Below are 26,485 nucleotides of genomic sequence, written 5' to 3'. Positions count from 1 at the left end.
TTTATGGTCACACTCTACTTGAGTTGTAGGACAAGAACACCTGCCCGGCAACTGTCAGAGGTACCTTGTAAGGCGCAGACGGTACTCCCATCCGGCAGGGGTTTCAAGCATGCTGGGGTCGACCTCGCCGCTCTTTACAGGGCAAATCACCGGGAGTTATAAGAAAGTCGACCAGCGCAACCCGACGGGAAGGATGCAGCATGCCCCACACGCCCTCCAGCCATAGCGAGAAACGCGACTTCATTCGCATGCGCATCGACACCGAGGTCAGCCTTTTGCACGAAGGCCAGGTGATTGCGGCAGTGTGCCTGGACCTGTCCAGCGGTGGCATGCAAGTGCAGGCGCCACAGCGCTTTCTGGTGGGTGATCAGATCGAGGTACGGATCGACTCCGACCATCCGGCGCTGAAGGGGCTGCATGCCAGCACCGAAGTGGTATGGATTGCCGACCAGCCGGGCGGGCAGCAGAAGTTCGGGCTGCGGATTCTGGCCATGCATTGAACCCGAGGCCGCTTTGCGGCCCCAGGTTCACAGATCAGAAGTCGTCTTCGACCTCGCCATCCTTCACCTTGAACTCGCGGTTTTGCAGGTAGGCATTGCGAATGAAGATGTACTTGTCACCCTGAATCAGCTTTTCGGCCGAGAGCAGGCTGGCGCGGGTGTCGATCAGGTCCAGCGCGAAGATCGAATTGCGCGTAGGCACGTGGTCGATGTAGCGATAGGGTTTGGTATAGGTGTCCGGGTACTTGGCCACACCGTCACGCACGGTGCTTGGGCCCAGCAGCGGGATGACCACATACGGCCCGCTCGGCACCCCCCAGTAGCCCAGGGTCTGGCCAAAGTCCTCGTCGTTGCGCTGCAGGCCCATCTTGGTACCCACATCGAAGAAGCCACCCAGGCCGAAGGTGGTGTTGACGATCAACCGCGCCGTATCCACGCCCGCCGCATGCGGCTTGAGCTGCAGCACGTCGTTGGCGAGGTTGGTCACGTCCCCCAGGTTGCGAAAGATGTTGTGGATGCCATCTTCGAGGAACTGTGGAGTGACCGCTTGGTAGCCCTTGGCCAATGGTTTGAGGGCATAGGTGTCGAGGGTATCGTTGAAGCGGAAGATCGGGCGGTTGACCGCTTCCCAGGGATCTTCCTCGGTGGCGGCCTGGGTGGCTGCCACGGGCGCCAGCAGCATGCTGGCGCAGACACAGGCCTGGGTGACTCGTTCGATCACACTGGCACCGATCCTACGCATAGATGTTTCTCCATCGAATTTCTCGGCCGCAAGCGCAACAGGTCGCGCTGCTGTTAAGGCGGCAGTATAGAGACTTGCGTGCTGATAAACAGCCTTACACATTTTTGCTGAATATTTTGTGAACAACTGTTGCGCAGCGGCCGATGTCACAAGACGGTAACAATCAACGCATAGCCTTCGAACCATTTGGGGGAAGTTGCCATGGACACTGCGCCCGCCTTCACTGCTGTGCTGTTCGGCTTGCGCGGCTGCCTGGTGCAGGCTACCCATGGCGCGCCATCACCCGCCCCCGGCGCCCTGGCCACCCTTGCCAGCCTGCGTCAGCGCCAAGTGCCGTGCATTTGGCTGGATGACCTCAATACCGCGCAAAGCGAACGCCTGGCCCATGTACTGCCCGACTGGCTGCCAGGGCATGCGGTCAATGGCGTGCGCTGGCCAGCGCCGAACGCTTGCTGGCAGGCACTGATGGCGCTGGACAGCGAGCGCCTGGATGGCTGCGTATTGGTCAGCGGCGACCCGCGCCTGCTGCAGTCTGGCCTTAACGCCGGCTTGTGGACAGTAGGCCTGGCCGCCTGCAGCCCGTTATGCGACCGCACTTCTGCGCAATGGCAAGCCATGAGCCCGCAAGAGCAGGATCTGGCGCGCAGCAAGGCGACGCTGGCGCTGTTCAACCTGGGCGTGCACTCGGTGATCGACCATCTGGAAGCGCTGGACACCTGCCTGGTGGACATCGCCCAGCGCCGGCGCAAGGGTGAAAAACCCTGATACAGCAGCCTTGACGCGGATCATGCAAATCGCCAGCAGGTAGATTACCCTGAAGACAGGCCAGAACCTTTGCCACGCCGCCGAGGTCCATGGCTTGCCAAGCCATTGATGGAGAATAGCCAATGCCTGCCCGCGAATTGCAAGAGCGCCTGAACAGCTTGCGCGAGCAACTGGACCGCAACGTACCGCTTTCGGAAGAAGAGCTGGCCGCCCTGCACGAAGAGGCGCGCCAGATCGAGGCGCAACTGAAACTTGAGGAAGCCACGCCAGACAACAACCTGGTGGACGGCGTGAACCTGGCGATCGAACGCTTCGAGGCCGACCACCCCGACCTCACTGCCACCCTGCGCAGCATTGCCAACTCACTGCACAGCATGGGGATCTGAAATAGCGGGGGCCGCTAAGCGGCCCCCCCTGTATTACTGCCGAACCAGGCGTTTGTTATCCGGGCTGATCGCCCCGGTGCTGCGATACGGGTTGATGTCCAGCCCACCGCGGCGCACATAACGTGCATAGACCGTCAGGTGCTCCGGCTGCAGCAGATTCTTCAAGTCCAGGTAAATCCGTTCCACACACTGCTCATGGAAGTCGGCATGCTGGCGGAAGCTGATCAGGTAGGTCAGCAGGCTGGCATGGTCCAGCGCCCTGCCCTTGTACTCAACCACCACGCTACCCCAATCCGGCTGGCCGGTGACCGGGCAGTTGGACTTCAGCAGATGGCTGTGCAAGGTTTCTTCCACCACCCGCGCCGGGTCGCAGCGCAACAGCTCTGGTTGCGGCTGCTCGTAGTTGCTGATGGCCACATCCAGTGCATCGATGCACTGCCCCGGTAACGCCACCACACCCTGGGCTTCAACCTCGGCCAAAGTGCGCACCTTCACCCCCACCGGCTTGCCGGCAGCGGCGGACAGGTCTTTTTCCAGGCATGCCTGCAACGCGTCCAGCGAGGCGAACACCGTCTGGTTCAGCGAGTTGAGGTACAGCTTGAATGACTTGGACTCGATGATGTTTGGCGAGTCCGCCGGGATGGCGAACTCGCCGATCGCCACCACCGGCTTGCCCGAAGGCAGCAGCCAGCTCAGCTCGAAGCAGTTCCAGTAATCCACCCCCTGCCAGGGCAAGGTCTGTGCAGTGACGCCCAGCTCGGCCCACTTGGCAGTACGCGGGATCGGGAACAACTGCTCCGGGGAGTAGGTGGCGATGTATTCGCTGGACTTGCCCAGCGGGGAATGTTCGGCAGCGGGATGCATGGAAACTGACCTAGAGGTTCGAAAATGCCCCTAGTCTACCGGTTTTGCACCCCGCCTTGCAGGGCCAGTCACTCAATGGTCAATGCCCCCACCATACCCGCCTGGTAATGCCCCGGCACGTTGCAGGCAAACTCGATGGGCACCGTTTGGCGGAAGGTCCAGGTCAGCTCGGCGCGTTGGCCGGGCATAACCATCACAGTATTGCCACCCCCGTGACCATGGCCATCGCCGTGGTCCATCATTTGGCCGTGGCTCATCATCTTGCCGTGATCCATGCCTTCGTGGTTCATCGCCTGGGTGAACATCTTGCCTTGCATGGCAACCATTTCCTTCTGGTGTTCGGCATGCATGGCCTTGTCGCCCAGGTTGAATTCGTGCGGCAGGTTGCCCTCGTTGACCAGCACGAAGCGCACCGTCTCGCCGGCTTTTACCTGCAGGCTTTTGGGCTCGAAGGCAATGTCCTTGAGCACCACGTTGACCGTGCGGGTGGCCTTGGCCGCCGGGGCAGGCTCGCCAAAGGCGAAGCTCTGCGCCTGGCTAGCGACAGCCGGCAGGCTGCCCAGGGCAAGGGTGGCGGCAATGAACAGGTGTTTCATGATGACTCCGGGAATACACAGCAGGATGAAGCCACATTAGCCGGGGCGACTGGCAGTTACCTGACAGGCACATTACAACTTCGTCAGTTTGGGCGAGCGGGCACATCGTCACGTATCATTTCACCCACCCCATTATCCCTGTGCTAGCGGTAAAGCGACGCCATAGGCTACGCACAATCTTTCAGAATATGGACAGTGCATGAAACTGCTGATCGTCGAAGACCAGGCCCGCACCGGCCAGTACCTGAGCCAAGGCCTGAGCGAGGCCGGCTTTGCCACCGAGTTGGCTACCGATGGCGAGACCGGCCAGTTCCTCGCCCTGACCGGCGACCACGACCTGCTGATCCTCGACGTGATGCTGCCTGGCCGCGACGGCTGGCAGATTCTTCAGGCCGTGCGCCAGGCAGGCCTGGATACGCCAGTGCTGTTCCTGACCGCCCGCGACGCCGTCGAGGATCGCGTGCATGGCCTGGAACTGGGCGCCGACGACTACCTGGTCAAGCCGTTCGCCTTTTCCGAACTGCTGGCCCGGGTACGCAGCCTGCTGCGCCGTGGCACCAGCCCGAGCCAGGACACGACCCTGAGCCTGGCCGACCTGCGCCTGGACCTGATCCGCCGCCGCGCCGAGCGCGCCGGGCAGCGCATCGACCTGACCGCCAAGGAATTCTCACTCCTTGAGCTGCTGCTGCGCCGCCAGGGTGAGGTGCTGCCAAAATCGCTGATCGCCTCGCAGGTGTGGGACATGAACTTCGACAGCGACACCAATGTGATCGAAGTGGCCATCCGCCGCCTGCGCCTGAAGATCGACGACCCGCACCCCAACAAGCTGATCCACACCGTACGCGGCATGGGTTACGTACTCGAAGAGCGCACCGAGTGATGCGCCGGGTTTCCCTCGGTAACCGCCTGGCCCTGCTGTTCGCCGCCTGCACCGCCACTGTCTCGCTGGGCGCCGGCCTGCTATTCAGCCGGGCCAGCGAGCAGCACTTCGTCGAACTTGACCAACAACTGCTGGACTCGCGCCTGTCCTTGTTTCGTACGCAACTGGCTGATGTCAGCACGGCTGATGAGCTCCAGGCCCGCCTGCCTGCCCTGCGCGATGAACTGAGTCACCAGGCCGACCTGGCCTTGCGTATCAGCGCCAGCAATGGCGCCACCTGGTTCGAAAGCCGCAGCGGGCTGCCGCAAGCAGCGCTGGCCACCGGGCTGGCCACCCTGCATGCGCAAGGCATCGACTACCGCAGCCTGTCCGTGCCCTTGAAACAGGGCACCATGCAGTCGCCGCGACTGACCCTGTACCTCGACATCACCCACCACCAGCACTTCCTGCAGGGCATGCAACGGCTGATCTGGCTGACGGTCGGCCTGTCGGCGCTAACCACCGCACTACTGGGTGCCTGGGCCGCCCGCAGCGGCCTGCGCCCATTGCGGCAGATGGGCCAGGTGGCCGCCAGCGTGTCAGCGCGTTCGCTCACCACCCGTCTGCCGGTGGCGCAGATGCCCGAAGAGTTGGCCGAGCTGGCCAGCAGCATGAACGCGATGCTGCAGCGCCTGGACGATGCCTTCCAGCGCCTGTCAGCGTTCTCGGCCGATATCGCCCACGAGTTGCGTACGCCGCTGTCCAACCTGCTGACCCACACCCAGGTCACCCTCACCCGCCCACGTAGCCTCGAAGAATACCGAGAGGCGCTGCATGGCAACCTGGAAGAACTGCAATGGATGGCGCAGATGATCAACGACATGCTGTTTCTCGCCAAGGCCGACCACGGCCTTCTGGTACCGGGGCACGCGCCTTTGGCGCTGCATGACGAGGTGGATGCACTGCTGGAGTACTACGCGCCTCTGGCAGAAGACAACGACGTGCAGATGCTGCGCGAGGGTGAAGCAGTGCTGCACGGCGACCAGCATATGCTGCGCCGGGCGCTGTCCAACCTGCTGGACAACGCCATGCGTTTTACCCCGGCAGGAGGACAGATCAAGGTAACCCTGGGGCCGGGGCCGACGATCAACGTGGCCAATACCGGGCTGGCTATCGACCCGGCCGCTCTACCGCGGCTTTTCGACCGCTTCTACCGGGTGGACCCGGCGCGGCGGGAAGGCAGCAGCGAGCATGCGGGGTTGGGCTTGGCAATTACCCGGTCGATCGTGCAGGCCCATGGCGGGTGCATACGGGCGGAGTGCGAGGGTGGGTGGACCCGATTCGTGATCGAGTTCGCTCAAGATCGGTAACCCTGGGGCGCTTTACGCCCCCAGGATCTCAGGCAAACATCAAACCGCCAGGCCAATCGCCGGCTGCACCTGCGACGCCCGGTAGGCCGGGTAAATGGTCGCCAGGAAACTCATCACCAGGCCGGCGGTGCAGATGATCGCCACATCCCCCCACTGCAACTGCGACGGCAAGCTGCTGACGAAGTACACATCCGACGTAAAGATGTGCTGCCCGCTCACCCGCTCCAGCCAGCCGACGATCTGGCTCACATTGAACGCCGCAATCACGCCCAGTACGCCACCAATCAGCGTGCCGACAATGCCGATCAGGCTGCCCTGGACCATGAACGTGCCCATGATCTGCGCCGGCGTGGCGCCCAAGGTACGCAGGATGGCAATGTCCGGCCCCTTGTCGTTCACCACCATCACCAGGGTGGCGATGATATTGAACGCCGCTACCGCGATGATCATCATCAGCAACAGGCCGATCATGGTCTTTTCCATCTTCATGGCGCTGAACAGGCTGCCCTGGGTATGCGACCAGTCATCGGCCCGGTAGGCGTCCCCAAGCCCGGCAGCAATCGCCTTGGCCACCTGCGGAGCGGCATACAGGTCGTGCAGCTTAAGGCGCACACCTTGCACCTGGCCCGGCGCCCAGCGCTGCATCTCAGCTGCATCAGCAACATGGATATAGGCCTGCGACCCATCCAGCTCGGCGCCGACCTTGAAGATGCCGACCACGGTGAGGCGCTGCATGCGCGGGGTGATGCCACCCGGTTCCTTGCTGATTTCCGGCACGATCAAGGTCAGCTTGTCGCCGGTGTTCAGGCGGAAGCGGCGTGCGGTCAGCTCACCGATAACCACACCAAACTCACCGGGCTGCAAGCCCTGCAGACGGCCCTGGACGATGTGCTGGCCAACGATGGAAACCTTGCCCTCCTCGGCCGGGTCGATACCACCCACCTGGATCGGCTGCATGGCGCCCTTGTACGACAGCATGCCTTCCATCTCGGTAATCGGCGCCACAGCCATCACCGCCGGATTCTTCATGGCGGCGTCGGCCACCTTGTGCCAATCGTCCAGCGGCTGCACGCCCAGGATGGCGGCATGCGGCACCAGGCCGAGAATGCGCGAGCTCATTTCGCGCTGGAAGCCGTTCATCACCGACAGCACCACGATCATCGCCAGCACGCCCAGCGACAGGCCGATCATCGAAGTCATCGAAATGAACGAGATGAAATGGTTGCGACGCTTGGCTCGGGTGTAGCGCGCGCCGATAAAGATGGGCAAGGGTCTGAACATGTACGAAATCACCCAATGGAAACAGGAAAACGGGGCAGCACCTGCCACCCCGGCAGTCGATCAGATGGCCACCAGGTGGCCATCGTCGAGCTTCAGCACACGGTCCATCTGCCGCGCCAGGTTGAGGTCGTGGGTGACCACCAGGAATGCCGTGCGCGAAGCGCTGGACAGCTCCTGCATCAGTTCCTGGATGCCTTGGGCGGTATGGTGGTCGAGGTTACCGGTCGGCTCGTCGAGCATCACCAGGCCGGGGCGGTTGACCAGCGCCCGGGCAATCGCCACACGCTGGCGTTCGCCGCCGGAAAGCTCGGCCGGCTTGTGGTTCAGGCGGTGGCCCAGGCCTACCCGCTTGAGCAGCGCCTCGGCACGCTCCCGGGCCTCGGGGATGGGCGTTCGGCCGATCAGCAGCGGCATGCACACGTTCTCGATGGCGGTGAATTCCGGCAGCAGGTGGTGGAACTGGTAGACAAAGCCCAACTCGCGGTTGCGTAGCAGGCCACGGGCACGCTCGCCCAGTGCCGACAGCTCTTCGCCAGCCAGCCACACGCTACCCTGGGTCGGCCGGTCGAGGCCGCCCAGCAGGTTGAGCAAGGTACTCTTGCCCGAGCCGGAACTGCCAACGATGGCCACCCGCTCACCGGCCTGCAGTTCCAGGTTGAGCCCGGACAGCACCTGCACCGACTCCGGGCCCTCGTCGTAGGACTTGCCCAGGTTGCGGCAACTCAGAACGGCTTTATCACTCATGCGCGACTCACTCATAACGTAGCGCCTCTGCAGGCTGGGTGCGGGCCGCACGCCAGGCCGGATACAGGGTGGCGAAGAAACTCAGGACCAGTGCCGCACCGCAGACCATGTACACGTCCTGGGCCAGGATCTGCGACGGCAGGTAATCGATGAAGTACACGTCGGCGTTGAGGAACTTGTGGCCGATCAGTGTCTCGATGCCGGCGATCGCCGCGCTCACGTTCAGGGCCGCGAAGATCCCGACGACGGCGCCGATCAGGGTACCGATCACCCCGATCACCGTACCCTGGACCATGAAGATGAGCATGATCTGCCCGGGCGTGGCGCCCAGGGTGCGCAGGATGGCGATGTCGCCGCGCTTGTCGTTGACCACCATCACCAGGGTGGAAATGATGTTGAACGCCGCCACCGCCACGATCAGCAGCAACAGCAGGCCGATCATGGCCTTTTCCATACGGATCGCCTGGTACAGGTTGCCGTGGGTACGGGTCCAGTCACGGCTATAGAACTCCTGTTCGCCCAGCTGCTGGGCGATGCTCCAGGCTACACGCGGCGCCTGGAACAGGTCGTCGAACTTCAGGCGCAGGCCCTGGACCTGGTCGGGCTTCCAGCGGTGCAGGCGGGACAGGTCGCTGATGTTGGTCAGGCCCAGGTAGCCGTCGATCTCCCCCGCGCCAACGTGGAAGGTGCCGACCACGGTGAAGCGCTTCATGCGCGGGAACATGCCAGCGGGGGTCACGCTGACCTCGGGGGCAACGAAGGTGAGCTTGTCGCCGATGGCAACGCCCAGCTTGGCCGCCGCCTTGTCGCCGATCATGATGCCCCACTCGCCCGGCGCCAACTGGTCCAGGCGGCCTTGCAGGACGAAGTTGTCGATGATCGACACCTCGCGCTCGCGAGCAGGGTCGATGCCGTTGAGCAGCACCTTCTGCACCTTGCCATCATGGGTCAGCAGGCCCTGCATCTGGGTGAACGGTGCAACCGCCACCACCTGCGGATTCTGCTTTACTTGTTGGGCAAGGGCCTGCCAGTCGGCAATGGGCTGGCCGCTCTCCAGCGTGGCATGGGGAATCATCCCCAACACGCGGGTGCGCATCTCGTGGTCGAAACCGTTCATCACCGACAGCACCACGATCATTACCACCACGCCCAGGGCGAGGCCGATCATCGAGGTCAGAGAAATGAACGAGACGAAGTGATTGCGACGTTTGGCACGGGTATAACGCGTGCCGATGAATGCGAAAAGAGGTCTGAACATGTCGGGGCTTGTTCGGATGAAAGGGAACGTCCTTGTGGCGAGGCGCCTACGGCGGCTTTACACTCGGACCACCGCCGCTACCTTGGGTTCGCCATGACGACATTAGACGAAGAAGATCGCCGCGAATACTACCGCATCGAAGATCGGATCGCACTTCAAATAAGCCCCCTTAGCGCGGCCGAAGCCCTTGAACCAGATGTGTTGCAAGATGATTCGCCGTTGTTCAACCTGCTCAGCGAGCTGCACCTGTCCGACTTCGAGTCGCAACACCTGTTGCGCCAGCTAAGCGACAAGGACCGCACCCTCGCCGCGTTCCTGCGGGCACAGAACAAGCGCCTCGACTTGCTCAGCGCGGTGGTTGCACAAACCCTGCTTGGCGAGGTCGGCGAGCCGCTGCCGGTGGTCATTTCCGAAGGCGGCATCGAATCCGCCCAAGCCACACAGATTGCCCCCGGCACCCGGGTGAAAGTGAAAATGGTGCTGATGCCGCGCGCCCATGGCCTGCTGCTGCGCGGCAAGATCACCCATTGCGACCCTCGCCCGGAGGGCGGCTTCGAAGTCGGCACCGAGTTCATCGACATGACCGATGCCCAACGACAACTGCTGGCGCGTTACATCCTGCAGCGCCAGCAACAGCAACGGCGCCAGCAGCTGGAACTGAACGACCCCGCCTCCTGAGCCAATTTCTCCCTGATTTGAAGGAACGAACGTGACCCTGATCTACGGCCATCGCGGCGCCAAGGGCGAAGCACCCGAGAACACCCTGAAGAGCTTTCAGCAATGCCTGTCCCATGGCGTGACCCGCTGCGAGCTGGACCTGCACTTGTCATCCGACAACGAACTGATGGTCATCCACGACCCCACCCTCAAGCGCACCACGGGCCGGCGCGGCAAAGTGGTCGAGCACCCGGCCGCCGAACTGGTCAAGATCGATGCCCGCAAAGGCGGCCCGGGCCATGTGCAGCCCTGCCCGATCCCGAAACTGGAAGAGCTGTTCGAAAAATGCCCGTTCGAACACTGGCAACTGGAGGTGAAAAGCGCCTCGCGCACCCGCGCGGCCACCACCGTCCTGGCGATCCGTGAACTGGCCCAGCAATATGGCCTGCTGGACAAGGTGACCATCACCTCCAGCTCACGCGAAGTACTGGGCGCCGCCCAGGAACTGGTGCCAGATGTGAAGCGCGGGCTGGTGGCCGAATACGCCTGGCTCGACCCGCTGAAGGTGGCACAGAACTACGGCTGCGAACTGCTGGCATTGAACTGGACGCTGTGCACCCCCGAGCGCCTGCTCAAAGCACAGGGCCAGGGTTTGCATGTGTCGGTGTGGACGGTCAACGAGCCGGCACTGATGCGCCGGCTTGCTGACTTTGGTGTGGACAGCCTGATTACAGACTTTCCCGGTTTGGCCAAGACCACCCTCGGGTAGGGTTGAAATCGGTCTCTCCGACCGGCTCAGGCCACCGGTCGGAGCCGCTCAAAAAAGCCGGTTCAGGCCGTCATAGGCAGCTACCCGATAGGCTTCGGCCATGGTCGGGTAGTTGAACGTGGTGTTGACGAAGTACTTCAGGTTGTTCTGCTCACCCGGCTGGTTCATGATCGCCTGGCCAATGTGGACGATCTCCGAAGCCTGGTAGCCGAAGCAATGCACGCCGAGGATTTCCAGGGTTTCGCGGTGGAACAGGATCTTCAGCATGCCCTGCGGCTCGCCGGCGATCTGCGCACGCGCCATGCTCTTGAAGAAGGCCTTGCCCACTTCGTACGGCACCTTGGCCTGGGTCAGCTCCTGCTCGTTCTTGCCGATCGAGCTGATTTCGGGAATGGTGTAGATACCCGTCGGCACGTCGTTGACGAAGCGCCAGCTGCCGTTATCGACAATGCTGCCAGCGGCCGACCGGCCCTGGTCATGGGCGGCACTGGCCAGGCTTGGCCAGCCGATCACGTCGCCGGCACCGTAGATGTTCGGCACGGTGGTGCGGTAGGCCTCGTCGACCTCGATCTGGCCGCGGCTGTTCACCTTGATGCCGATGTTTTCCAGGCCCAGCTTGTCGGTGTTGCCGGTACGGCCGTTGCACCACAGCAAGGCGTCGGCCTTGATCTTCTTGCCCGACTTGAGGTGCAGGATCACCCCGTTGTCCAGGCCTTCGACGCGCTCGTACTCTTCGTTGTGGCGCACAGTGATGTTGTTGTTGCTGAAGTGGTAGCTCAGCGCCTGGGAAATTTCCGAGTCGAGGAAGCTCAGCAACTGGCCACGGTTGTCGACCAGCTCGACCAATACGCCCAGGCCACTGAAGATCGAAGCGTATTCGCAACCGATCACGCCGGCACCGTACACGATCAGCTTGCGCGGGGTATGGCTGAGGCTGAGGATGGTGTCGCTGTCGTACACGCGCGGGTGGTGGAAGTCGATGTCGGCCGGGCGGTAGGGGCGCGAGCCGGTCGCGATGATGATGTGCTTGGCGTTGAGCTTCTCGACCACGCCGTTCGGGCACACCACTTCCACGGTTTGCTCGTCGGCAAAGCTGCCGGTGCCGAAGAACACGTCGACGCGGTTACGGGCATAGTAGCCGGTGCGCGATGCCACCTGCTTGGCGATGACCTTCTCGGCGCTTTTCAGCACGTCCGGGAACGAGAACCAGCGCGGCTCGCCGATGGCACGAAACATCGGGTTGGTGTTGAACTGCATGATCTGCCGCACCGAGTGACGCAGTGCCTTGGACGGAATGGTACCCAAGTGGGTGCAGTTGCCACCGACCTGGCGACGGTCATCGACCATCGCTACCTTGCGCCCTGCTTTGGCGGCATTCATTGCCGCGCCTTCACCGGCCGGGCCGGAACCCAGCACCACTACGTCGTAGTTGTAGACAGCCATGCGTACTCCTTCAGAACTGGCCCGCAAGCCACGGTCGCTCGCGGGGCACGATCATGCCGCCGGGGCGCCATGAGAAAATTCGGGTGCAGTCTAATCAACCCTGAACGCCGCGCACATTAACCCTTGGTCGCGTCGTAGGCCAATTTTGCCCGCACTACATATGCTTCACCCATTCCGTGGCGGCAATCATCCCTGCTTGTGCTTTCACTGGCCTTTCACTGCCCGTTCGAACGCGGGCGTAGCTCGGGAGACGAAGCCTCCCTCTGCTCGAGTCACCAAAACCGCAGCCAAGTCATGCGCCACGGCAAAATCCCAGCCTTGCTGTGGGCCCAGGATGAGTAGCAGCGTCGAATAGCCATCGGCCAGCAGTGCTGAGGCGTCCAGCACCGTAACGGCAGCCAGGTCATGTTCGACCGGGCGCCCGAGGCGGGCATCGAAGGTGTGCGAATAGCGCCGGCCATTCTGCTCGAAATAGTGCCGATAGTCACCCGAGGTTGATACTGAAAGGCTATTGACCGGGATGATCTGGCGGGCGATCTGACGGTCTTCGCGAGGCAGTTCCAGGGCAATACGCCAAGGGCTGCCGTCAGGCTTGCGGCCAACCGCCTTCAGCTCGCCAGTGGCCTCGGCGACAAAACTGCTGACACCCATGGCCTGCAGGCGCGCAGCGATCAAGTCGACAGCATGGCCGGCGACGATGCTGTTGAAGTCGAGCTGCACCGGGGCATCCTTGCACAGGGCTCGACCTTTGACGCGCAGGTGCTGGTAGCCCACACGCTGGCGTACCTGGGCCAGTGCCTGTGGTTCGGGCACCTGCTGGTGACGGGCCTGAGGGCCGAAGCCCCACAGGTCGAGCAAAGGCTCTACCGTGAGGTCGAAGGCGCCATCACTCTGCTCGGCAAGGTGCTGGCCCAGGCTGACCAACTCGAGCATGTCAGACGGCAGGGCCAGGCACTGGCCGGCAGGTAAGCGGTTGAACTGGCTTACGATGGAATCGCCGCGGTAGGTCGAGTAGTGGTGGTCGATGTCGTGCAGAATGGTTTCCACCGCCCTCTGCACCAGGGCCGGCTCCGGGCCACCAGGCTCGCGGACATACTGGATGCTGTAGCTGCTGCCCATGGTCGGGCCACCCAGGCGCTCCAGGGTGGGGCCCTGGTTGCAGGCGGTGAGTAGCAGCAGAATGAACAGTAGGGCTGTGCGCACAGTAGGGTTTCTCGGTTGCCGGTGCTGGCCTCTTCGCGGGTAAACCCGCGCCTACAGGGGCAGCGATAATCCTGTAGGCGCGGGTTTACCCGCGAAAGGGCCAGCACTGACAACACACATTCAGAATAAAAAAAAACGGGAACCCGAAGGTTCCCGTTTTTTCATTGCCTTACAAGCGAATCAGCGTGGAAACGCTGGCGGGTTCACACCAGCCATGTCTTCCATCACACGAACCACCTGGCAGCTATAACCGAATTCGTTGTCGTACCAGACGTACAGAACAACGCGGTTGTCGTTGGCGATGGTCGCCTCTGCGTCAACCACACCGGCATGGCGCGAGCCGACGAAGTCGGTCGAAACCACTTCCTGCGAAGCCACGTAGTCGATCTGCTTGTGCAGCTCCGAGTGCATGGCGGTCTGGCGCAGGTACTCGTTGATCTCGTCGCGGGTGGTGGCCTTTTCCAGATTCAGGTTCAGGATGGCCATCGAAACGTTCGGCGTCGGAACACGAATCGCGTTGCCGGTCAGCTTGCCCTTCAGCACTGGCAGTGCCTTGGCAGCAGCGGTGGCGGCGCCGGTTTCGGTGATTACCATGTTCAGCGGCGCGGCACGGCCACGGCGGCTGCCCTTGTGGAAGTTGTCGATCAGGTTCTGGTCGTTGGTGAACGAGTGAACGGTTTCGACGTGGCCGTTGACGATGCCGTACTGGTCGTTGATGGCCTTGAGCACCGGCACGATGGCGTTGGTGGTGCAGGAGGCCGCCGAGATGATCTTGTCATCGGCAGTGATGTCACCGTGGTTGATACCGTGCACGATGTTCTTCAGCGCGCCCTTGCCAGGTGCGGTGAGGATCACGCGGGCAGCACCCGGGCAGGCCAGGTGCTGGCCCAGGCCGTCGGCGTCACGCCATACGCCGGTGTTGTCGACGATGAGCGCATTGTCGATGCCGTACTGGGTGTAGTCGACTTCGCTCGGGCTCTTGGCGTAGATAACCTGGATCAGGTTGCCATTGGCGGTGATGGTGTTGTTGGCTTCGTCGATGGTGATGGTGCCATCGAACGGGCCGTGCACCGAGTCACGGCGCAGCAGGCTGGCACGCTTGACCAGGTCGTTTTCGGCGCCTTTGCGCACGACGATGGCACGCAGACGCAGGCCGTCACCACCACCGGTCTTCTCGATCAGGATGCGCGCCAGCAGGCGGCCGATGCGACCGAAGCCGTACAGGACAACGTCGGTGCCTTTGCGCGCCGAAGCGTTCTGCTGACCGACCACGTCGGCCAGCTCTTCACGGACGAACTGCTCGGCAGTGCGGCCATTGCCTTCCTGCTTGAACTTGTTGGCCAGCTTGCCCAGGTCGACCGATGCGGCGCCCAGTTTCAGCTCGCTCATGGCCTTGAGCAGGGGGAATGTCTCGTGGACGGACAGTTCGGTTTCGTCGGTTTGGCGGTGGCGCGCAAAGCGGTGCGCCTTGAGGATCGAGATAACCGAACGGTTGATCAGGCTGCGGCCATAAATCGAGCTCACCACATTGTTATTGCGGTAGAGCTGACCGATAAGCGGGATCATCGCTTCAGCCAGGGCTTCACGATCAATCCACTCACCAAGACACTGGTCGGGCTTCTGAGTCACGGGAACCTTCCACATGTAGGGACAGAAAAAAGGGGCTACATTATGACGCCCCAACGCGGAACCGGCAATGAGTGCCTGTCACAGTGACGCAAGCCAGCGTTCATGCCCTTTCGAGCCTGACAGCCGGCACTGTCACCGGTACAATCGGTCTCTTTGCCGCAACGCTTGGAGTGCAATCTCCCGTGTCAGTTCTGCGCCTACCGCAAATGTCGGCCACGGCCGGCAAACAAACCTGGGGCAACCTGCCCGGTGCCGCCCTCAGCCTTGCCATCGCCGAAGCCGCCAGCAGCGCTGGCCGCTTCACCCTGCTGCTGACGGCCGACAGCCAGGCCGCCGACCGTCTGGAGCAGGAGCTGCGCTTCTTTGCCCCAGACTTGCCAGTGCTGCCGTTCCCCGATTGGGAAACCCTGCCCTACGACCTGTTCTCGCCGCACCAGGACATCATCTCCCAGCGCATCGCCAGCCTGTACCGCCTGCCGGAGCTGAGCCACGGCATCCTCGTGGTGCCGATCACCACCGCCCTGCACCGCCTGGCACCCACGCGTTTTCTGCTGGGCAGCAGCCTGGTGCTGGATGTGGGCCAGACCATCGACGTGGAACAGATGCGCCTGCGCCTGGAGGCCAGCGGTTACCGTTGTGTCGACACCGTCTACGAGCATGGCGAGTTCGCCGTGCGCGGCGCGCTGATCGACCTGTTCCCGATGGGCAGCAAACTGCCCTACCGTATCGACCTGTTCGATAACGAGATCGAGACGCTGCGCACCTTCGACCCCGAGACCCAGCGCTCGATCGACAAGGTGGATTCGGTGCGCCTGCTGCCGGCACGCGAATTCCCGATGCAGAAGGAAGAAGTGACCCGCTTCAAGGCACGCTTTCGCGAGCGCTTCGACGTCGACTTCCGCCGCAGTGCAATCTTCCAGGACCTGGCCAGCGGCATCATCCCCGCCGGTATCGAGTACTACCTGCCGCTGTTCTTCGAAGAAACCTCGACCCTGTTCGACTACCTGCCGACCGACACCCAGGTGTTCTCGCTACCCGGTGTGGAACAGGCCGCCGAGCACTTCTGGAACGACGTGCGCGGGCGCTATGAAGACCGCCGCGGCGACCTCAGCCGGCCGCTGTTGCCGCCGGCCGAGCTGTTCCTGCCGGTGGAAGATTGCTTCGCCCGGCTCAAGCAGTGGCCCCGGGTGGTGGTCAGCAGCGAAGCGCTGGAGCCTGGCGTGGGCCGCGAGCGCTTCCCGGCGCGCGCCCTGCCCAACCTGGCCATCGAGGCCAAGGCCAACCAGCCGCTGGCCGAGCTGGCCAACTTCCTCGACCAGTTCCCCGGCCGCGTGCTCTTCACCGCCGAATCAGCGGGCCGCCGGGAAGTGCTGCTGGAACTGCTCGAACGGCTGAAGCTGCGCCCGCATACCGTCGAAGGCTGGGACGATTTCATTACCGGTGCCGAGCGCCTGGCGATCACCATCGCCCCGCTGGACGACGGCCTGCTGCTGGACGATCCAGGGCTGGCCCTGATTGCCGAAAGCCCACTGTTCGGCCAGCGAGTGATGCAGCGCCGGCGCCGTGACAAGCGCGGCGAAACCGCCAACGACGCGGTCATCAAGAACCTCACCGAGCTGCGCGAAGGTGCGCCGGTGGTGCACATCGACCATGGCGTCGGGCGCTACCTGGGCCTGGCCACCCTGGAAATCGACGGCCAGGCTGCCGAATTCCTGACACTGGAATACGCCGAGAACGCCAAGCTGTATGTGCCGGTGGCCAACCTGCACCTGATCGCCCGCTACACCGGCAGCGACGACACCCTGGCTCCGTTGCACCGGCTGGGTTCGGAGGCCTGGCAGAAAGCCAAGCGCAAGGCCGCCGAACAGGTCCGCGACGTGGCCGCCGAACTGCTCGACATCTATGCCCGCCGCGCCGCGCGCAAGGGCTACGCGTTTGCCGACCCGTCCGCCGACTACGCCACCTTCAGCGCCGGCTTCCCGTTCGAGGAAACCCCGGACCAGCAGGCCGCCATCGAGGCCGTGCGCGCCGACATGCTGGCACCCAAGCCAATGGACCGCCTGGTCTGCGGCGACGTGGGCTTCGGCAAGACCGAAGTGGCCATGCGCGCGGCGTTCATCGCCGTGCACAGTGGCCGCCAGGTGGCCGTACTGGTGCCCACCACCCTGCTTGCCCAGCAGCATTACAACAGCTTCCGCGACCGCTTTGCCGACTGGCCCGTGACCGTGGAAGTGATGAGCCGCTTCAAATCGGCCAAAGAAGTGGCCGCCGCCGCCGCGGACCTTGCCGAAGGCAAGATCGACATTCTCATCGGCACCCACAAGCTGCTGCAGGACGACGTGCGCTTCAAAGACCTGGGCCTGGCCATCATCGATGAAGAACACCGCTTTGGCGTGCGCCAGAAAGAACAGCTGAAGGCGCTGCGCAGCGAGGTCGATATCCTCACCCTGACCGCCACGCCGATTCCGCGCACGCTGAACATGGCGGTGGCGGGCATGCGCGACCTGTCGATCATCGCCACGCCGCCAGCACGCCGCCTGTCGGTGCGCACCTTCGTCATGGAACAGAACAAGAGCACGGTCAAGGAGGCGCTGCTGCGCGAACTGTTGCGCGGTGGCCAGGTGTATTACCTGCACAACGATGTGAAAACCATCGAAAAATGCGCCGCCGACCTTGCCGAGCTGGTGCCCGAGGCACGCATCGGCATCGGCCACGGGCAAATGCGCGAACGCGAGCTGGAACAGGTGATGAGCGATTTCTACCACAAGCGTTTCAACGTGCTGGTGGCCTCGACCATTATCGAAACCGGTATCGACGTGCCCAGCGCCAACACGATCGTCATCGAGCGCGCCGACAAGTTCGGCCTGGCCCAGCTGCACCAGCTGCGTGGCCGGGTTGGCCGTAGTCACCACCAGGCCTACGCCTACCTGCTCACACCTACCCGTCAGAAGGTGAGCGCCGACGCCGAAAAGCGCCTGGAGGCGATCGCCAACACGCAAGACCTTGGCGCAGGCTTTGTGCTGGCCACCAACGACCTGGAAATCCGCGGTGCCGGCGAGCTGCTGGGCGAAGGCCAGAGCGGGCAGATCCAGGCAGTGGGCTTCACCCTGTACATGGAAATGCTCGAACGTGCGGTCAAGGCAATCCGAAAAGGTACCCAGCCGAACCTTGAGCAACCCCTGGGTGGCGGCCCGGAGATCAACCTGCGCCTGCCGGCACTGATCCCCGAGGACTACCTGCCTGACGTGCATGCGCGCCTGATCCTGTACAAACGCATTGCCTCGGCTGCCGACGAAGAGGGCCTCAAGGACTTGCAGGTCGAGATGATCGACCGCTTCGGCTTGTTGCCAGAGCCGACCAAGAACCTGATGCGCCTGACGTCACTCAAGCTGCACGCGGAAAAGCTCGGCATCAAGAAAGTCGATGCGGGGCCCAACGGTGGCAAGCTCGAGTTCGAAGCCGAAACACCGGTCGACCCACTGACCCTGATCAAGCTGATCCAGGGTCAACCCAAACGCTACAAGTTCGAAGGCGCCACCCAGTTCCGCTTCCTGGTACCGATGGAACGCCCCGACGAACGTTTCAATACCCTGGAGGCGCTGTTCGAGCGCCTGACCCCACAGCCTGCCTAAGGAAGACTCATGCGTGCCATCCGTTGCCTGACCCTGCTGCTGGCGCTGTTCGCCCCAGCGGCCTTCGCCGAAGGCCTGTATCAGGTAGAAATGATTCTGGTGCGGCAGAACAGCGTGCCCGCCTTCACCAGCCCGTTCGCCCCCGAAGACTGGAGCGCTGGCGCCCCACGCCTGGCGAAAGAGGCCGAGCGCCCCCCAGCACTTGAAGATGAAGCCACCCGCCTGGAAGCCACCGCCGACTACACGGTGCTGATGCACAAGGCCTGGCAACAGCAGGTGGGCAGCGAACCCAGCCGCATCGCCCTGGGCGAAGGCACCGAACAGTTCGGGCACTTCCCTATCGAAGGCAACCTGAGCATCGCTGAAGGCCGCTTCATCACCGTCGAGGCCAACTTCTGGGTCAACCAGCTGGATGGCAACGGCAACGTGCTGCAAAGCGAGCAGTTCAGGCAAAGCAACAGCAACGTCAAGGGCGGCCAGCTGACCTTTCTCGACGGCGGGCACCTGGCGGTGCTGCTGAAGGTGACCCCACCAGGCACGCCGAAAATGCCGGTGATGGACCCGGAGATGATGGAGCAGTAAGCCCATGAAGGACGATGCCGCCGAAATGGTGAACGCCTATCCGAACTGGATTCAATCGTTCAGCAAAGCTGCCCTGCAGCGCGGTGAGCGCTATGCCGAGGAAGGCAGGGCCGAACTGGAAGGCATTCATGGGCCAACCATAACGGCCAGTTGCCAGGGGAGCGGCAACAACCACTACCGGCAACACATCAAGTTGCACGTAGCGGGCGGCCGGTGCCATGTGCGCGGTGACTGCGATTGCCCGGTACGGCAAAACTGCAAGCATTGCGCCGCTGTCCTTTTCTGCGTCAGCGAGCGCTTTTCCAGCAGTAAGGACACGCAAGCCAACCCGGGCGCCTTGTCCGCCGAACTGCAGCACTGGTTGAGCGGCCTGGAGCAGGCCCCACCCAAGACCGACGCGACCGAAGACAAACGCGGGCGCATGGTGTGCTATCAGCTGCAGCTCACCGACGATGCGGGCTGCGCCCTGCTTGTGCGCAAGGGCACGCGAACGGAGGACGGCATCCGCTTCAGCCGCGTCCAGTCCCTTTACGATTTCCTCTACGAGCCACCGCGCTTCGTAACAGACGAAGACATCCGCATTCTGCGCCTGCTCTCGGCCCTGAATCAGGGCGGCGGCCAGGATCGCGGCTACCGACTGAAGGGCCATGAAGGTGGCGAGCTGTTCCAGCGCGCCCTCGAAACCGGGCGGATGTTCTTCGACACCGACCTCCCCCTGCTTCATGAAGGCCCGGTGCGCCACGCCGAGTTTCGCTGGGTACGCCTGGACAACGGAAATTACCGGGGGCGGTGGTACAGCGGCGAAGCGATGCTGCGCTGCGTCATCCCGCTGCTGCCGCTTTACTACCTGGACCTGCCGACCCGTGAAGTGGGCAAGGTCGAGCACAGCCTGGATCCCCACGTCGCCGTACAGCTGACTATTGCACCCGACGTGCCGGAACACCTGGTCGTACCCCTGAGCCACAAGCTCAATGCCCTCAGCCATAAGGTGCCGACCCCGACGCAAGTGCAGGAGCAGTTGCTCGATAACATCCAGCCAAAGCCCCTTCTTGCTCTCGGCAGCCTTGAATACACCGCCTACATGCCGAAAACCGGTCGCATGCAACGGCAAATGCAACACCGCGCCGCATTGGCGTTCGATTATGACGGCTTGCAGGCCAGCGGCACCGACGAAAAGCCGCTGACCCGCCTGGCAGGCAGCACCAGCCAGCGCATTCGCCGCCAGACTCAAGCCGAGCAGGCGCTGCGCAAGGTACTGCGCGATTTCGGCTTCAAGCCCGCCACACGGCAGAGCAAGGCCCTACCCGACAGCGCCGGCGAAATGCACCAGTTGCCTGACGACGAAGCCTGGCTGCGCTTTGCCCGCGAAGGCCTGCCGCGCCTGCGCGAAGCCGGCTGGGACATCGATATTCACCGCGACTTCGCCTTCAACCTGCAGGAGGTGGACGACTGGTATGCAACCATCGACGAAGCGCCTGGCCATGAATGGTTCGACCTGGAACTCGGCATCGTGGTCGATGGCCAGCGCCACAGCCTGCTGCCGATCGTGTTGCACCTGCTGCGCAGCAGCCCGGAGCTGCTACGCCCTAGCGAACTGGCCCGGCGCAGCGATGATGAACACCTGCTGATCGACCTCAATCGCGGCCGTCTCGATGCCCCGGCTTTGCGCGTCGCCCTGCCCTATGGCCGCATCAAGGCAGTCATGGGCACCCTGGGCGAGCTTTACTTGCACGAGGACACTGCAGGCCCGTCCCTGCGCATGGAGCGCGCCGACGCCGCGCGCCTGAACGAAATAGAAGGCCTGCCCCTGCACTGGGAAGGTGGCGAGCACGTACGCGATCTGGGCCGGCGCCTGCGCGATGCCCGGGACCTGCAGGTAGAACCGCCCACAGGGCTGCAGGCCAGCTTGCGCCCCTATCAGCAGCAAGGCTTGAACTGGCTGCAGGCCCTGCGCGAGATGGGTACCGGCGGTATCCTCGGCGACGACATGGGCCTGGGCAAGACCCTGCAGGCCTTGGCCCATCTGCTGCTGGAGAAACAGTCCGGGCGCCTGAATGCACCGGCCCTGGCAGTCATGCCGACCAGCCTCATACCCAACTGGCTGGACGAAGCCCAGCGCTTCGCCCCCGACCTGCGCGTCCTGGCACTGCATGGGCCGGGGCGCAGCAAGCACTTCACCAAACTCCATGAGTACGATCTGGTCCTGACCACTTACGCCTTGATGCCACGCGACCTGGAACAGCTGCGCCCCCAGGCCTGGCACGTGCTGATACTGGACGAGGCGCAAAACATCAAGAGCAGCAGCAGCAAGGCTGCCCTCGCCGTCTGCGAGCTACAGGCCGGGCAGCGCCTGTGCCTGACCGGCACGCCAATGGAAAACAACCTGGGCGAACTGTGGTCGATCTTCCACTTCCTGATGCCCGGCTGGCTGGGCGACCTGAAGCGCTTCAACCAGGATTACCGCAACCCGATCGAGCGCCACGGTGACAGCGAGCGCATGGCCCACCTGGCCAGCCGCATCCGGCCGTTCCTGCTGCGCCGCACCAAGGAGCAGGTAGCCACAGAACTGCCGGCCAAGACCGAGATGGTGCACTGGGTCGAGCTCAGTGATGCCCAGCGCGATACGTACGAAGCCGTGCGAGTGGCCATGGACCAGAAAGTCCGCGACGAAATCGCCCGCAATGGCGCCGCACGCAGCCAGATCGTGATCCTCGATGCGTTGCTCAAGCTGCGCCAGGTGTGCTGTGACCTGCGCCTGGTCAAGGGGGTAGAAAGCAAAGGCAACCAGGCCGACAAGGGCAAGCTGGGTGCGCTGCTGGAGATGCTCGAAGAACTGCTCAGCGAAGGGCGCCGGGTGTTGTTGTTCTCACAGTTCACCTCGATGCTGGCGCTGATCGAGCAGGAGCTTGAGAAGCGCAAAATCCGTTACAGCTTGCTGACCGGTGATACTCGCGACCGTCGCGCGCCAGTGCAGCAGTTCCAGCAAGGTGAAAGCGAAGTGTTCCTGATCAGCCTCAAGGCAGGGGGCGTAGGCTTGAACCTGACGGCGGCGGACACCGTGATCCACTTCGACCCCTGGTGGAACCCGGCCAGCGAAAACCAAGCTACCGACCGTGCCTACCGCATCGGCCAGGACAAGCCGGTGTTCGTGTTCAAGCTGATTACCCGGGGTACGGTGGAAGAGAAGATCCAGTTGTTGCAGCAGGAAAAGGCAGCACTGGCAGCCAGCCTGCTGGACGGCGGGCAGGCTGGGCAATGGCGGCTTGGCGATGAAGAAATCGAGGCCCTGTTTGCGCCATTGCCCGGAAAGCGCGGGCGGTAGACCAAAAGCGGATACAGCCTGTGCGGACCTCTTCGCGGGCAAGCCCGCGCCTACACACGCATCGGTGGTTCGGCACAGGCCGCTGTAGGAGCGGGTTTACCCGCGAAGAGGCCGGACCTGCCGGCCAATTACCACCCGCCGTTCACCGTTGCCGCCGCCACCGTATCCGCGGGTAAACCCGCGCCTACAGGCACGCATCGGTGGTTCGGCACAGGTCGTCGTAGGAGCGGGTTTACCCGCGAAGAGGCCGGACCTGCTGGCCAATTACCACCCGCCGTTCACCGTTGCCGCCGCCACCAAATTCGCGGGTAAACCCGCGCCTACAAGCATGAGATGCGATACCTGTGAGCGCGAACAGGCCAGCGCAGTCAATCGACCAGCTGAGCTTCCTTCAACGCCCCCAACGCCTCCAGCCAGCGCGGCTGCTGGCGATAATCGGTCCGCGCAAACCCTTGCCCACGCATCCGGGCAATCCGCGGCGATGGCTTGACCTTCATGCGCTGCGCCGCACTCAGCGCCAGCTCCGCCGCCGCCCGGTCATTGCACACCAGGCCCATATCACAACCGGCGCTCAGCGCCGCCTCGATACGGCTGGCCGCGTCGCCCACCACATGCGCACCGGCCATCGACAGGTCATCACTGAAGATCACCCCATCAAAGCCCAGCTCGCCACGCAGGATGTCCTGCAACCAACGCCGCGAGAAGCCAGCGGGCTGGTTGTCAACCTGCGGGTAGATGACATGCGCCGGCATCACTGCCGCCAGCTGCCCACTCAGGCGGGTAAACGGCACCAGGTCGGCCTGGCGCAGTTGTTCCAGGCTGCGCTCATCGGTGGGGATGGCCACGTGCGAATCGGCTTCGGCCCAGCCATGCCCCGGGAAATGCTTGCCACACGCGGCCATACCTGCCGCATTCATGCCTCGGATGAACGCGCCGGCCAGTCGCGTTGCACGCAGCGGGTCACCCTCGAAGGCGCGGCTGCCCACCACGGCGCTACGCTGGTGGTCCAGGTCGAGCACCGGAGCGAAGCTGAGGTCCAGGCCAACTGCCAGTACCTCGGTCGCCATCAGCCAGCCGCACTGTTCAGCCAGGTATTCAGCATTGTCGTTATCGGCCAGCGCACGCATGGCCGGCAGGCGCACAAAGCCCTGGCGCAGACGCTGTACGCGACCACCTTCCTGATCCACTGCCAGGATCAGCTCGGGGCGAATGGCGCGGATGGACGCGCACAGTTCGCGCACCTGGCGCGGGCTGTCGATATTGCGGGCGAAGATGATCAGGCCAGCCACTTCCGGCTGGCGAAGCAGTTGACGGTCTTCGGCGGTCAGCCATTTACCGGCGATATCCACCATCAGGGAGCCTTGCAGGCTGACAGTCATGGGTAATCCTTCATTGAAGACAGAGAGAAGCCCACCGGGGGGCAGCAGACACCGACAGACACGCGCTGTTGGCCACAGGCGAAGCCATAAAGGCGCTGGTCAGCAAGGGAAATGTGAAGTAGATCGAGATAGGGCATGGGCGCTAGCTTAGCGGAAGCGCCCCGCCACGCCCAGCCTTCAGGCCTTGGCGGTAGCCGAACTGGTCTTGGTTCGCGGACGCAGCTGCGCAGTGGCCATCGCCTCGTCGGTCACACCGCTGTCAGCGCGCATGCCTGCCGCCAGGAACGGCACCATCAGGCGCATCACCTGCTCGATCGAGGTATTGATGCCGAAGTCAGTCTCGGCAATCGCCCGCAAGGCCTTGATACCGGACATGCTGAAGGCCGCAGCACCCAGCATGAAGTGCACACGCCAGAACAGTTCCAGTGGCGGAATGCGTGGCGCAGCCTCGTTCACCAGCAGCATGTAGCGGCGGAACACCTTGCCGTACATGTCTTCCAGATAGCGCCGCAGGTGACCCTGGCTCTGGCTGAACGCCAGACCCAGCAGGCGCATGAAGATCGACAGGTCGTTGTTGCTACGCGGCTGCACGGCCAGCGCCTGCTCTACGAGCATTTCCAGCAGTTCTTCAAGGCTGGGCTTTTGCTCCGGCTTGGCCTGGCGGCGCTCCAGCTCACGCTCGAGACTGGCGCAGAATGGGCCGAGGAAACGCGAAAAAACAGCCTGGATCAGCGCCTTCTTGGAGCCGAAATGATAGTTGACTGCCGCCAGGTTGACCCCGGCCTTGCTGGTAATCAGCCGCAACGAGGTTTCGGCGAACCCCCTTTCCGCGAACAGCTGCTCGGCAGCATCGAGAATGCGTTCAACGGTTTCCGATTGGGCCATGACTACTCCGACTACTCCGCCAGACAAACAGGTGTTTGAAACATACGTTTCAGCCCTGCTTCTGTCAAGGCTCGGTGACTGGGCGGTCGCCATTTAAAAGCGCCAGCCGGCCCACTGCAAGCGCCACCTCTTCTGTTTATTGCGGCTTTTGGCTTGCAGCGCACTCAGTACTGTATATAATCCCAGTCACTGTACAAAAAGACAGAGCGCTTACCATGTTGAAACTGACGCCACGCCAAGCCGAAATTCTCGCGTTCATCAAGCGCTGCCTGGAAGACAACGGCTTCCCGCCTACCCGCGCCGAGATTGCTCAGGAGCTGGGCTTCAAGTCGCCCAATGCCGCCGAGGAGCACCTCAAGGCCCTTGCCCGCAAGGGCGCGATCGAAATGACGCCGGGCGCTTCCCGCGGCATCCGCATCCCTGGCCTGGAAGCCAAGGCCGAAGAAACCGGCCTGCCCATCATCGGCCGGGTCGCTGCCGGTGCGCCGATTCTTGCCGAACAGCACATCGAGCAATCCTGCAACATCAACCCTGCCTTCTTCCACCCCCAAGCCGACTATTTGCTGCGCGTACACGGCATGAGCATGAAGGACGTCGGCATCTTCGACGGTGACCTGCTGGCGGTGCACACCTGCCGTGAAGCCCGTAACGGCCAGATCGTGGTGGCGCGCATCGGCGACGAAGTTACCGTCAAGCGCTTCAAGCGTGAAGGCAGCAAAGTCTGGCTGCTTGCCGAAAACCCCGAATTCGCCCCCATCGAAGTCGACCTGAAAGAACAGGAGCTGGTGATCGAGGGCTTGAGCGTCGGCGTCATTCGCCGCTGATCCAGGAGGCGTCATGCAGCAGTTCATTCACGCACCCGAGCAAGTCCAGTTGCCCCTGTTCGAAGCATTCCTCGCCCAGCCCGTGCTGCCAGGCCTGAAAGCCAGGGAACCGGCACGCAAGAGCAGCCAGCCCGAGCTGTTCAGCGAACTGTCGCTGCGCGGCGCCCCTGGCCACTGCCAAAGCCTGCTGGCGCCCGTGCTGCGCGAGCTGAGCGAAGAGGACGAGGCCCGCTGGCTGACCCTGATCGCCCCACCGCCAAGCCTGACCCAGGCCTGGCTGCGCGATGCCGGGCTCAACCGTGAACGTATTCTGCTGCTGCAACCCCGCAGCAATCAAAGCGCGCTGCAGCTGGCCTGTGAGGCTTTGCGCCTGGGCCTCAGCCACACCGTGGTGAGCTGGCTGGGCAACGTCAATGCCACTGCACGCCAGCAACTGCTACGTGCAGCCAGTGCCGGAAACGCACAAAGCCTGAACATCCGCCTCGGCTGATGTTCAGGCTTTGCCTGTCACTTCAAATAGCCTGATACGCTGCCGCACACTCAGTGCAGCACACGCGGCCCTTCATCACGCTCGAGCTCGCCATCCATCAGGCGACCGGCCATCTGCACGCCCACACTGAGCATGGCCTTGGCCACTTCCACATGCTGACCCTGCAGGAACACCTTGGCGTCTTCCGAGAAATCCAGGGTTACCAGAGAGCCCTCATCCTCGGCGCGACGAAGTTCGATGCGGCCATCAGGCAACTCGACAATTTCCAGAAAAGACGTAGACATAAATGGCAGTTCTCCGCGAAA

The 26,485-nt window shown here is 63.1% G+C and carries 24 protein-coding genes; 12 read left to right on the top strand and 12 right to left on the bottom strand.

The window, feature by feature from the left end:
* Window positions 1-200 precede the first annotated feature (200 nt).
* Window positions 201-500: a PilZ domain-containing protein gene (locus V6093_RS26150; protein ID WP_014859666.1), complete on the top strand. Its 300-nt coding sequence runs from the start codon at window positions 201-203 to the stop codon at window positions 498-500.
* Window positions 501-534: 34 nt separating this feature from the next.
* On the opposite strand, the gene V6093_RS26145 is transcribed toward V6093_RS26150, so the two are convergent.
* Complete coding sequence (locus tag V6093_RS26145; protein ID WP_012053148.1) at window positions 535-1,242, bottom strand: VacJ family lipoprotein; 708 nt, start codon at window positions 1,240-1,242, stop codon at window positions 535-537.
* 201 nt (window positions 1,243-1,443) lie between these two features.
* Between V6093_RS26145 and V6093_RS26140 the strand changes: the two genes are divergently transcribed.
* Window positions 1,444-2,007 carry a hypothetical protein gene (locus tag V6093_RS26140; RefSeq protein ID WP_014859665.1) on the top strand — a complete coding sequence of 188 codons (564 nt, stop codon included), beginning with the start codon at window positions 1,444-1,446 and terminating at the stop codon, window positions 2,005-2,007.
* A 122-nt stretch (window positions 2,008-2,129) separates the two neighbouring features.
* Window positions 2,130-2,393, top strand: coding sequence for a DUF4404 family protein (locus V6093_RS26135; RefSeq protein ID WP_003248815.1), 264 nt, complete (start codon window positions 2,130-2,132; stop codon window positions 2,391-2,393).
* Window positions 2,394-2,426: 33 nt separating this feature from the next.
* On the opposite strand, the gene queF is transcribed toward V6093_RS26135, so the two are convergent.
* On the bottom strand, window positions 2,427-3,257 hold the full coding sequence (gene queF, locus V6093_RS26130) for an NADPH-dependent 7-cyano-7-deazaguanine reductase QueF (RefSeq protein ID WP_012053150.1): 831 nt from the start codon (window positions 3,255-3,257) through the stop codon (window positions 2,427-2,429).
* Window positions 3,258-3,325: 68 nt separating this feature from the next.
* Complete coding sequence (locus tag V6093_RS26125) at window positions 3,326-3,853, bottom strand: plastocyanin/azurin family copper-binding protein (RefSeq protein ID WP_014859663.1); 528 nt, start codon at window positions 3,851-3,853, stop codon at window positions 3,326-3,328.
* Between the two features lie 199 nt (window positions 3,854-4,052).
* Here V6093_RS26125 and cinR point away from each other — a divergent pair, with 199 nt between their 5' ends.
* Window positions 4,053-4,733 carry a two-component system response regulator CinR gene (gene cinR, locus V6093_RS26120; RefSeq protein ID WP_014753919.1) on the top strand — a complete coding sequence of 227 codons (681 nt, stop codon included), beginning with the start codon at window positions 4,053-4,055 and terminating at the stop codon, window positions 4,731-4,733.
* Window positions 4,730-6,082: a two-component system sensor histidine kinase CinS gene (gene cinS, locus V6093_RS26115; RefSeq protein ID WP_143999820.1), complete on the top strand. Its 1,353-nt coding sequence runs from the start codon at window positions 4,730-4,732 to the stop codon at window positions 6,080-6,082. Before cinR ends, cinS begins: the two co-directional genes overlap by 4 nt.
* Window positions 6,083-6,121: 39 nt before the next feature.
* On the opposite strand, the gene V6093_RS26110 is transcribed toward cinS, so the two are convergent.
* The 3 genes from V6093_RS26110 to V6093_RS26100 are packed head-to-tail and all read right to left on the bottom strand — an operon-like array spanning window position 6,122 to window position 9,365.
* Window positions 6,122-7,363, bottom strand: coding sequence for a lipoprotein-releasing ABC transporter permease subunit (locus tag V6093_RS26110; RefSeq protein ID WP_012053153.1), 1,242 nt, complete (start codon window positions 7,361-7,363; stop codon window positions 6,122-6,124).
* Between the two features lie 60 nt (window positions 7,364-7,423).
* Complete coding sequence (lolD, locus tag V6093_RS26105) at window positions 7,424-8,107, bottom strand: lipoprotein-releasing ABC transporter ATP-binding protein LolD (protein WP_014753922.1); 684 nt, start codon at window positions 8,105-8,107, stop codon at window positions 7,424-7,426.
* A 7-nt stretch (window positions 8,108-8,114) separates the two neighbouring features.
* Window positions 8,115-9,365, bottom strand: a complete 1,251-nt coding sequence (locus V6093_RS26100; protein ID WP_003248802.1) for a lipoprotein-releasing ABC transporter permease subunit — start codon at window positions 9,363-9,365, stop codon at window positions 8,115-8,117.
* Between the two features lie 93 nt (window positions 9,366-9,458).
* Between V6093_RS26100 and V6093_RS26095 the strand changes: the two genes are divergently transcribed.
* Together V6093_RS26095 and V6093_RS26090 are read left to right on the top strand one after the other, a co-directional pair.
* Window positions 9,459-10,043, top strand: coding sequence for a PilZ domain-containing protein (locus V6093_RS26095; RefSeq protein WP_003248801.1), 585 nt, complete (start codon window positions 9,459-9,461; stop codon window positions 10,041-10,043).
* A 31-nt stretch (window positions 10,044-10,074) separates the two neighbouring features.
* Window positions 10,075-10,791 carry a glycerophosphodiester phosphodiesterase gene (locus V6093_RS26090; protein ID WP_004576988.1) on the top strand — a complete coding sequence of 239 codons (717 nt, stop codon included), beginning with the start codon at window positions 10,075-10,077 and terminating at the stop codon, window positions 10,789-10,791.
* Between the two features lie 48 nt (window positions 10,792-10,839).
* Here V6093_RS26090 and sthA read toward each other — a convergent pair whose 3' ends face one another.
* The 3 genes from sthA to V6093_RS26075 form a co-directional block, all read right to left on the bottom strand.
* Window positions 10,840-12,234 (bottom strand): Si-specific NAD(P)(+) transhydrogenase, encoded by a 1,395-nt coding sequence (sthA, locus tag V6093_RS26085; protein WP_003248797.1) that lies wholly within the window; start codon window positions 12,232-12,234, stop codon window positions 10,840-10,842.
* Window positions 12,235-12,438: 204 nt separating this feature from the next.
* Entirely contained in the window at window positions 12,439-13,437 is a 999-nt protein-coding gene (locus V6093_RS26080) for an FAD:protein FMN transferase (RefSeq protein ID WP_143999819.1), read from the bottom strand.
* 180 nt (window positions 13,438-13,617) lie between these two features.
* Complete coding sequence (locus V6093_RS26075) at window positions 13,618-15,081, bottom strand: glyceraldehyde-3-phosphate dehydrogenase (protein ID WP_010953137.1); 1,464 nt, start codon at window positions 15,079-15,081, stop codon at window positions 13,618-13,620.
* A gap of 167 nt (window positions 15,082-15,248) precedes the next feature.
* Here V6093_RS26075 and mfd point away from each other — a divergent pair, with 167 nt between their 5' ends.
* From mfd to V6093_RS26060, 3 genes are read left to right on the top strand one after another with little or no spacing between them, the layout of a single operon-like run.
* Window positions 15,249-18,698: a transcription-repair coupling factor gene (gene mfd / locus V6093_RS26070; protein WP_265980378.1), complete on the top strand. Its 3,450-nt coding sequence runs from the start codon at window positions 15,249-15,251 to the stop codon at window positions 18,696-18,698.
* 9 nt (window positions 18,699-18,707) lie between these two features.
* Window positions 18,708-19,280, top strand: coding sequence for a CsiV family protein (locus V6093_RS26065; protein WP_003248789.1), 573 nt, complete (start codon window positions 18,708-18,710; stop codon window positions 19,278-19,280).
* A 4-nt stretch (window positions 19,281-19,284) separates the two neighbouring features.
* The gene (locus V6093_RS26060) at window positions 19,285-22,602 is read left to right on the top strand and encodes a DEAD/DEAH box helicase (RefSeq protein ID WP_019752113.1); all 3,318 of its coding nucleotides are present in this window, start codon (window positions 19,285-19,287) and stop codon (window positions 22,600-22,602) included.
* A gap of 368 nt (window positions 22,603-22,970) precedes the next feature.
* Here V6093_RS26060 and nagZ read toward each other — a convergent pair whose 3' ends face one another.
* Window positions 22,971-23,969 (bottom strand): beta-N-acetylhexosaminidase, encoded by a 999-nt coding sequence (gene nagZ, locus V6093_RS26055; RefSeq protein ID WP_172402813.1) that lies wholly within the window; start codon window positions 23,967-23,969, stop codon window positions 22,971-22,973.
* Window positions 23,970-24,158: 189 nt separating this feature from the next.
* Window positions 24,159-24,866 (bottom strand): TetR/AcrR family transcriptional regulator, encoded by a 708-nt coding sequence (locus tag V6093_RS26050; protein WP_003248784.1) that lies wholly within the window; start codon window positions 24,864-24,866, stop codon window positions 24,159-24,161.
* Window positions 24,867-25,081: 215 nt separating this feature from the next.
* On the opposite strand from V6093_RS26050, the gene lexA reads away from it, so the two are divergent.
* Window positions 25,082-25,690 carry a transcriptional repressor LexA gene (gene lexA, locus V6093_RS26045; protein ID WP_003248781.1) on the top strand — a complete coding sequence of 203 codons (609 nt, stop codon included), beginning with the start codon at window positions 25,082-25,084 and terminating at the stop codon, window positions 25,688-25,690.
* A 13-nt stretch (window positions 25,691-25,703) separates the two neighbouring features.
* The gene (gene sulA, locus V6093_RS26040) at window positions 25,704-26,180 is read left to right on the top strand and encodes an SOS-induced cell division inhibitor SulA (RefSeq protein ID WP_003248779.1); all 477 of its coding nucleotides are present in this window, start codon (window positions 25,704-25,706) and stop codon (window positions 26,178-26,180) included.
* A gap of 50 nt (window positions 26,181-26,230) precedes the next feature.
* On the opposite strand, the gene V6093_RS26035 is transcribed toward sulA, so the two are convergent.
* Window positions 26,231-26,464: a hypothetical protein gene (locus V6093_RS26035; RefSeq protein ID WP_003248777.1), complete on the bottom strand. Its 234-nt coding sequence runs from the start codon at window positions 26,462-26,464 to the stop codon at window positions 26,231-26,233.
* Between the last annotated feature and the right edge of the window lie 21 nt (window positions 26,465-26,485).

The sequence above is a fragment of the Pseudomonas putida group bacterium ESBL64 genome (genome assembly GCF_045277175.1).
Lineage (GTDB): Bacteria > Pseudomonadota > Gammaproteobacteria > Pseudomonadales > Pseudomonadaceae > Aquipseudomonas > Aquipseudomonas alloputida.
The sequence above is the reverse complement of the archived record's forward strand: the minus strand, read 5'-3'. Positions and strand labels throughout refer to the sequence as shown.

Bases quoted from the DNA above. Each gene is read 5' to 3' on its own strand.
- V6093_RS26150 (WP_014859666.1), top strand. From the start codon at position 201: ATGCCCCACACGCCCTCCAGCCATAGCGAGAAACGCGACTTCATTCGC.
- V6093_RS26145 (WP_012053148.1), bottom strand. From the start codon at position 1,242: ATGCGTAGGATCGGTGCCAGTGTGATCGAACGAGTCACCCAGGCCTGT.
- V6093_RS26140 (WP_014859665.1), top strand. From the start codon at position 1,444: ATGGACACTGCGCCCGCCTTCACTGCTGTGCTGTTCGGCTTGCGCGGC.
- V6093_RS26135 (WP_003248815.1), top strand. From the start codon at position 2,130: ATGCCTGCCCGCGAATTGCAAGAGCGCCTGAACAGCTTGCGCGAGCAA.
- queF (WP_012053150.1), bottom strand. From the start codon at position 3,257: ATGCATCCCGCTGCCGAACATTCCCCGCTGGGCAAGTCCAGCGAATAC.
- V6093_RS26125 (WP_014859663.1), bottom strand. From the start codon at position 3,853: ATGAAACACCTGTTCATTGCCGCCACCCTTGCCCTGGGCAGCCTGCCG.
- cinR (WP_014753919.1), top strand. From the start codon at position 4,053: ATGAAACTGCTGATCGTCGAAGACCAGGCCCGCACCGGCCAGTACCTG.
- V6093_RS26110 (WP_012053153.1), bottom strand. From the start codon at position 7,363: ATGTTCAGACCCTTGCCCATCTTTATCGGCGCGCGCTACACCCGAGCC.
- lolD (WP_014753922.1), bottom strand. From the start codon at position 8,107: ATGAGTGATAAAGCCGTTCTGAGTTGCCGCAACCTGGGCAAGTCCTAC.
- V6093_RS26100 (WP_003248802.1), bottom strand. From the start codon at position 9,365: ATGTTCAGACCTCTTTTCGCATTCATCGGCACGCGTTATACCCGTGCC.
- V6093_RS26095 (WP_003248801.1), top strand. From the start codon at position 9,459: ATGACGACATTAGACGAAGAAGATCGCCGCGAATACTACCGCATCGAA.
- sthA (WP_003248797.1), bottom strand. From the start codon at position 12,234: ATGGCTGTCTACAACTACGACGTAGTGGTGCTGGGTTCCGGCCCGGCC.
- V6093_RS26075 (WP_010953137.1), bottom strand. From the start codon at position 15,081: ATGTGGAAGGTTCCCGTGACTCAGAAGCCCGACCAGTGTCTTGGTGAG.
- V6093_RS26065 (WP_003248789.1), top strand. From the start codon at position 18,708: ATGCGTGCCATCCGTTGCCTGACCCTGCTGCTGGCGCTGTTCGCCCCA.
- V6093_RS26060 (WP_019752113.1), top strand. From the start codon at position 19,285: ATGAAGGACGATGCCGCCGAAATGGTGAACGCCTATCCGAACTGGATT.
- V6093_RS26050 (WP_003248784.1), bottom strand. From the start codon at position 24,866: ATGGCCCAATCGGAAACCGTTGAACGCATTCTCGATGCTGCCGAGCAG.
- lexA (WP_003248781.1), top strand. From the start codon at position 25,082: ATGTTGAAACTGACGCCACGCCAAGCCGAAATTCTCGCGTTCATCAAG.
- sulA (WP_003248779.1), top strand. From the start codon at position 25,704: ATGCAGCAGTTCATTCACGCACCCGAGCAAGTCCAGTTGCCCCTGTTC.
- V6093_RS26035 (WP_003248777.1), bottom strand. From the start codon at position 26,464: ATGTCTACGTCTTTTCTGGAAATTGTCGAGTTGCCTGATGGCCGCATC.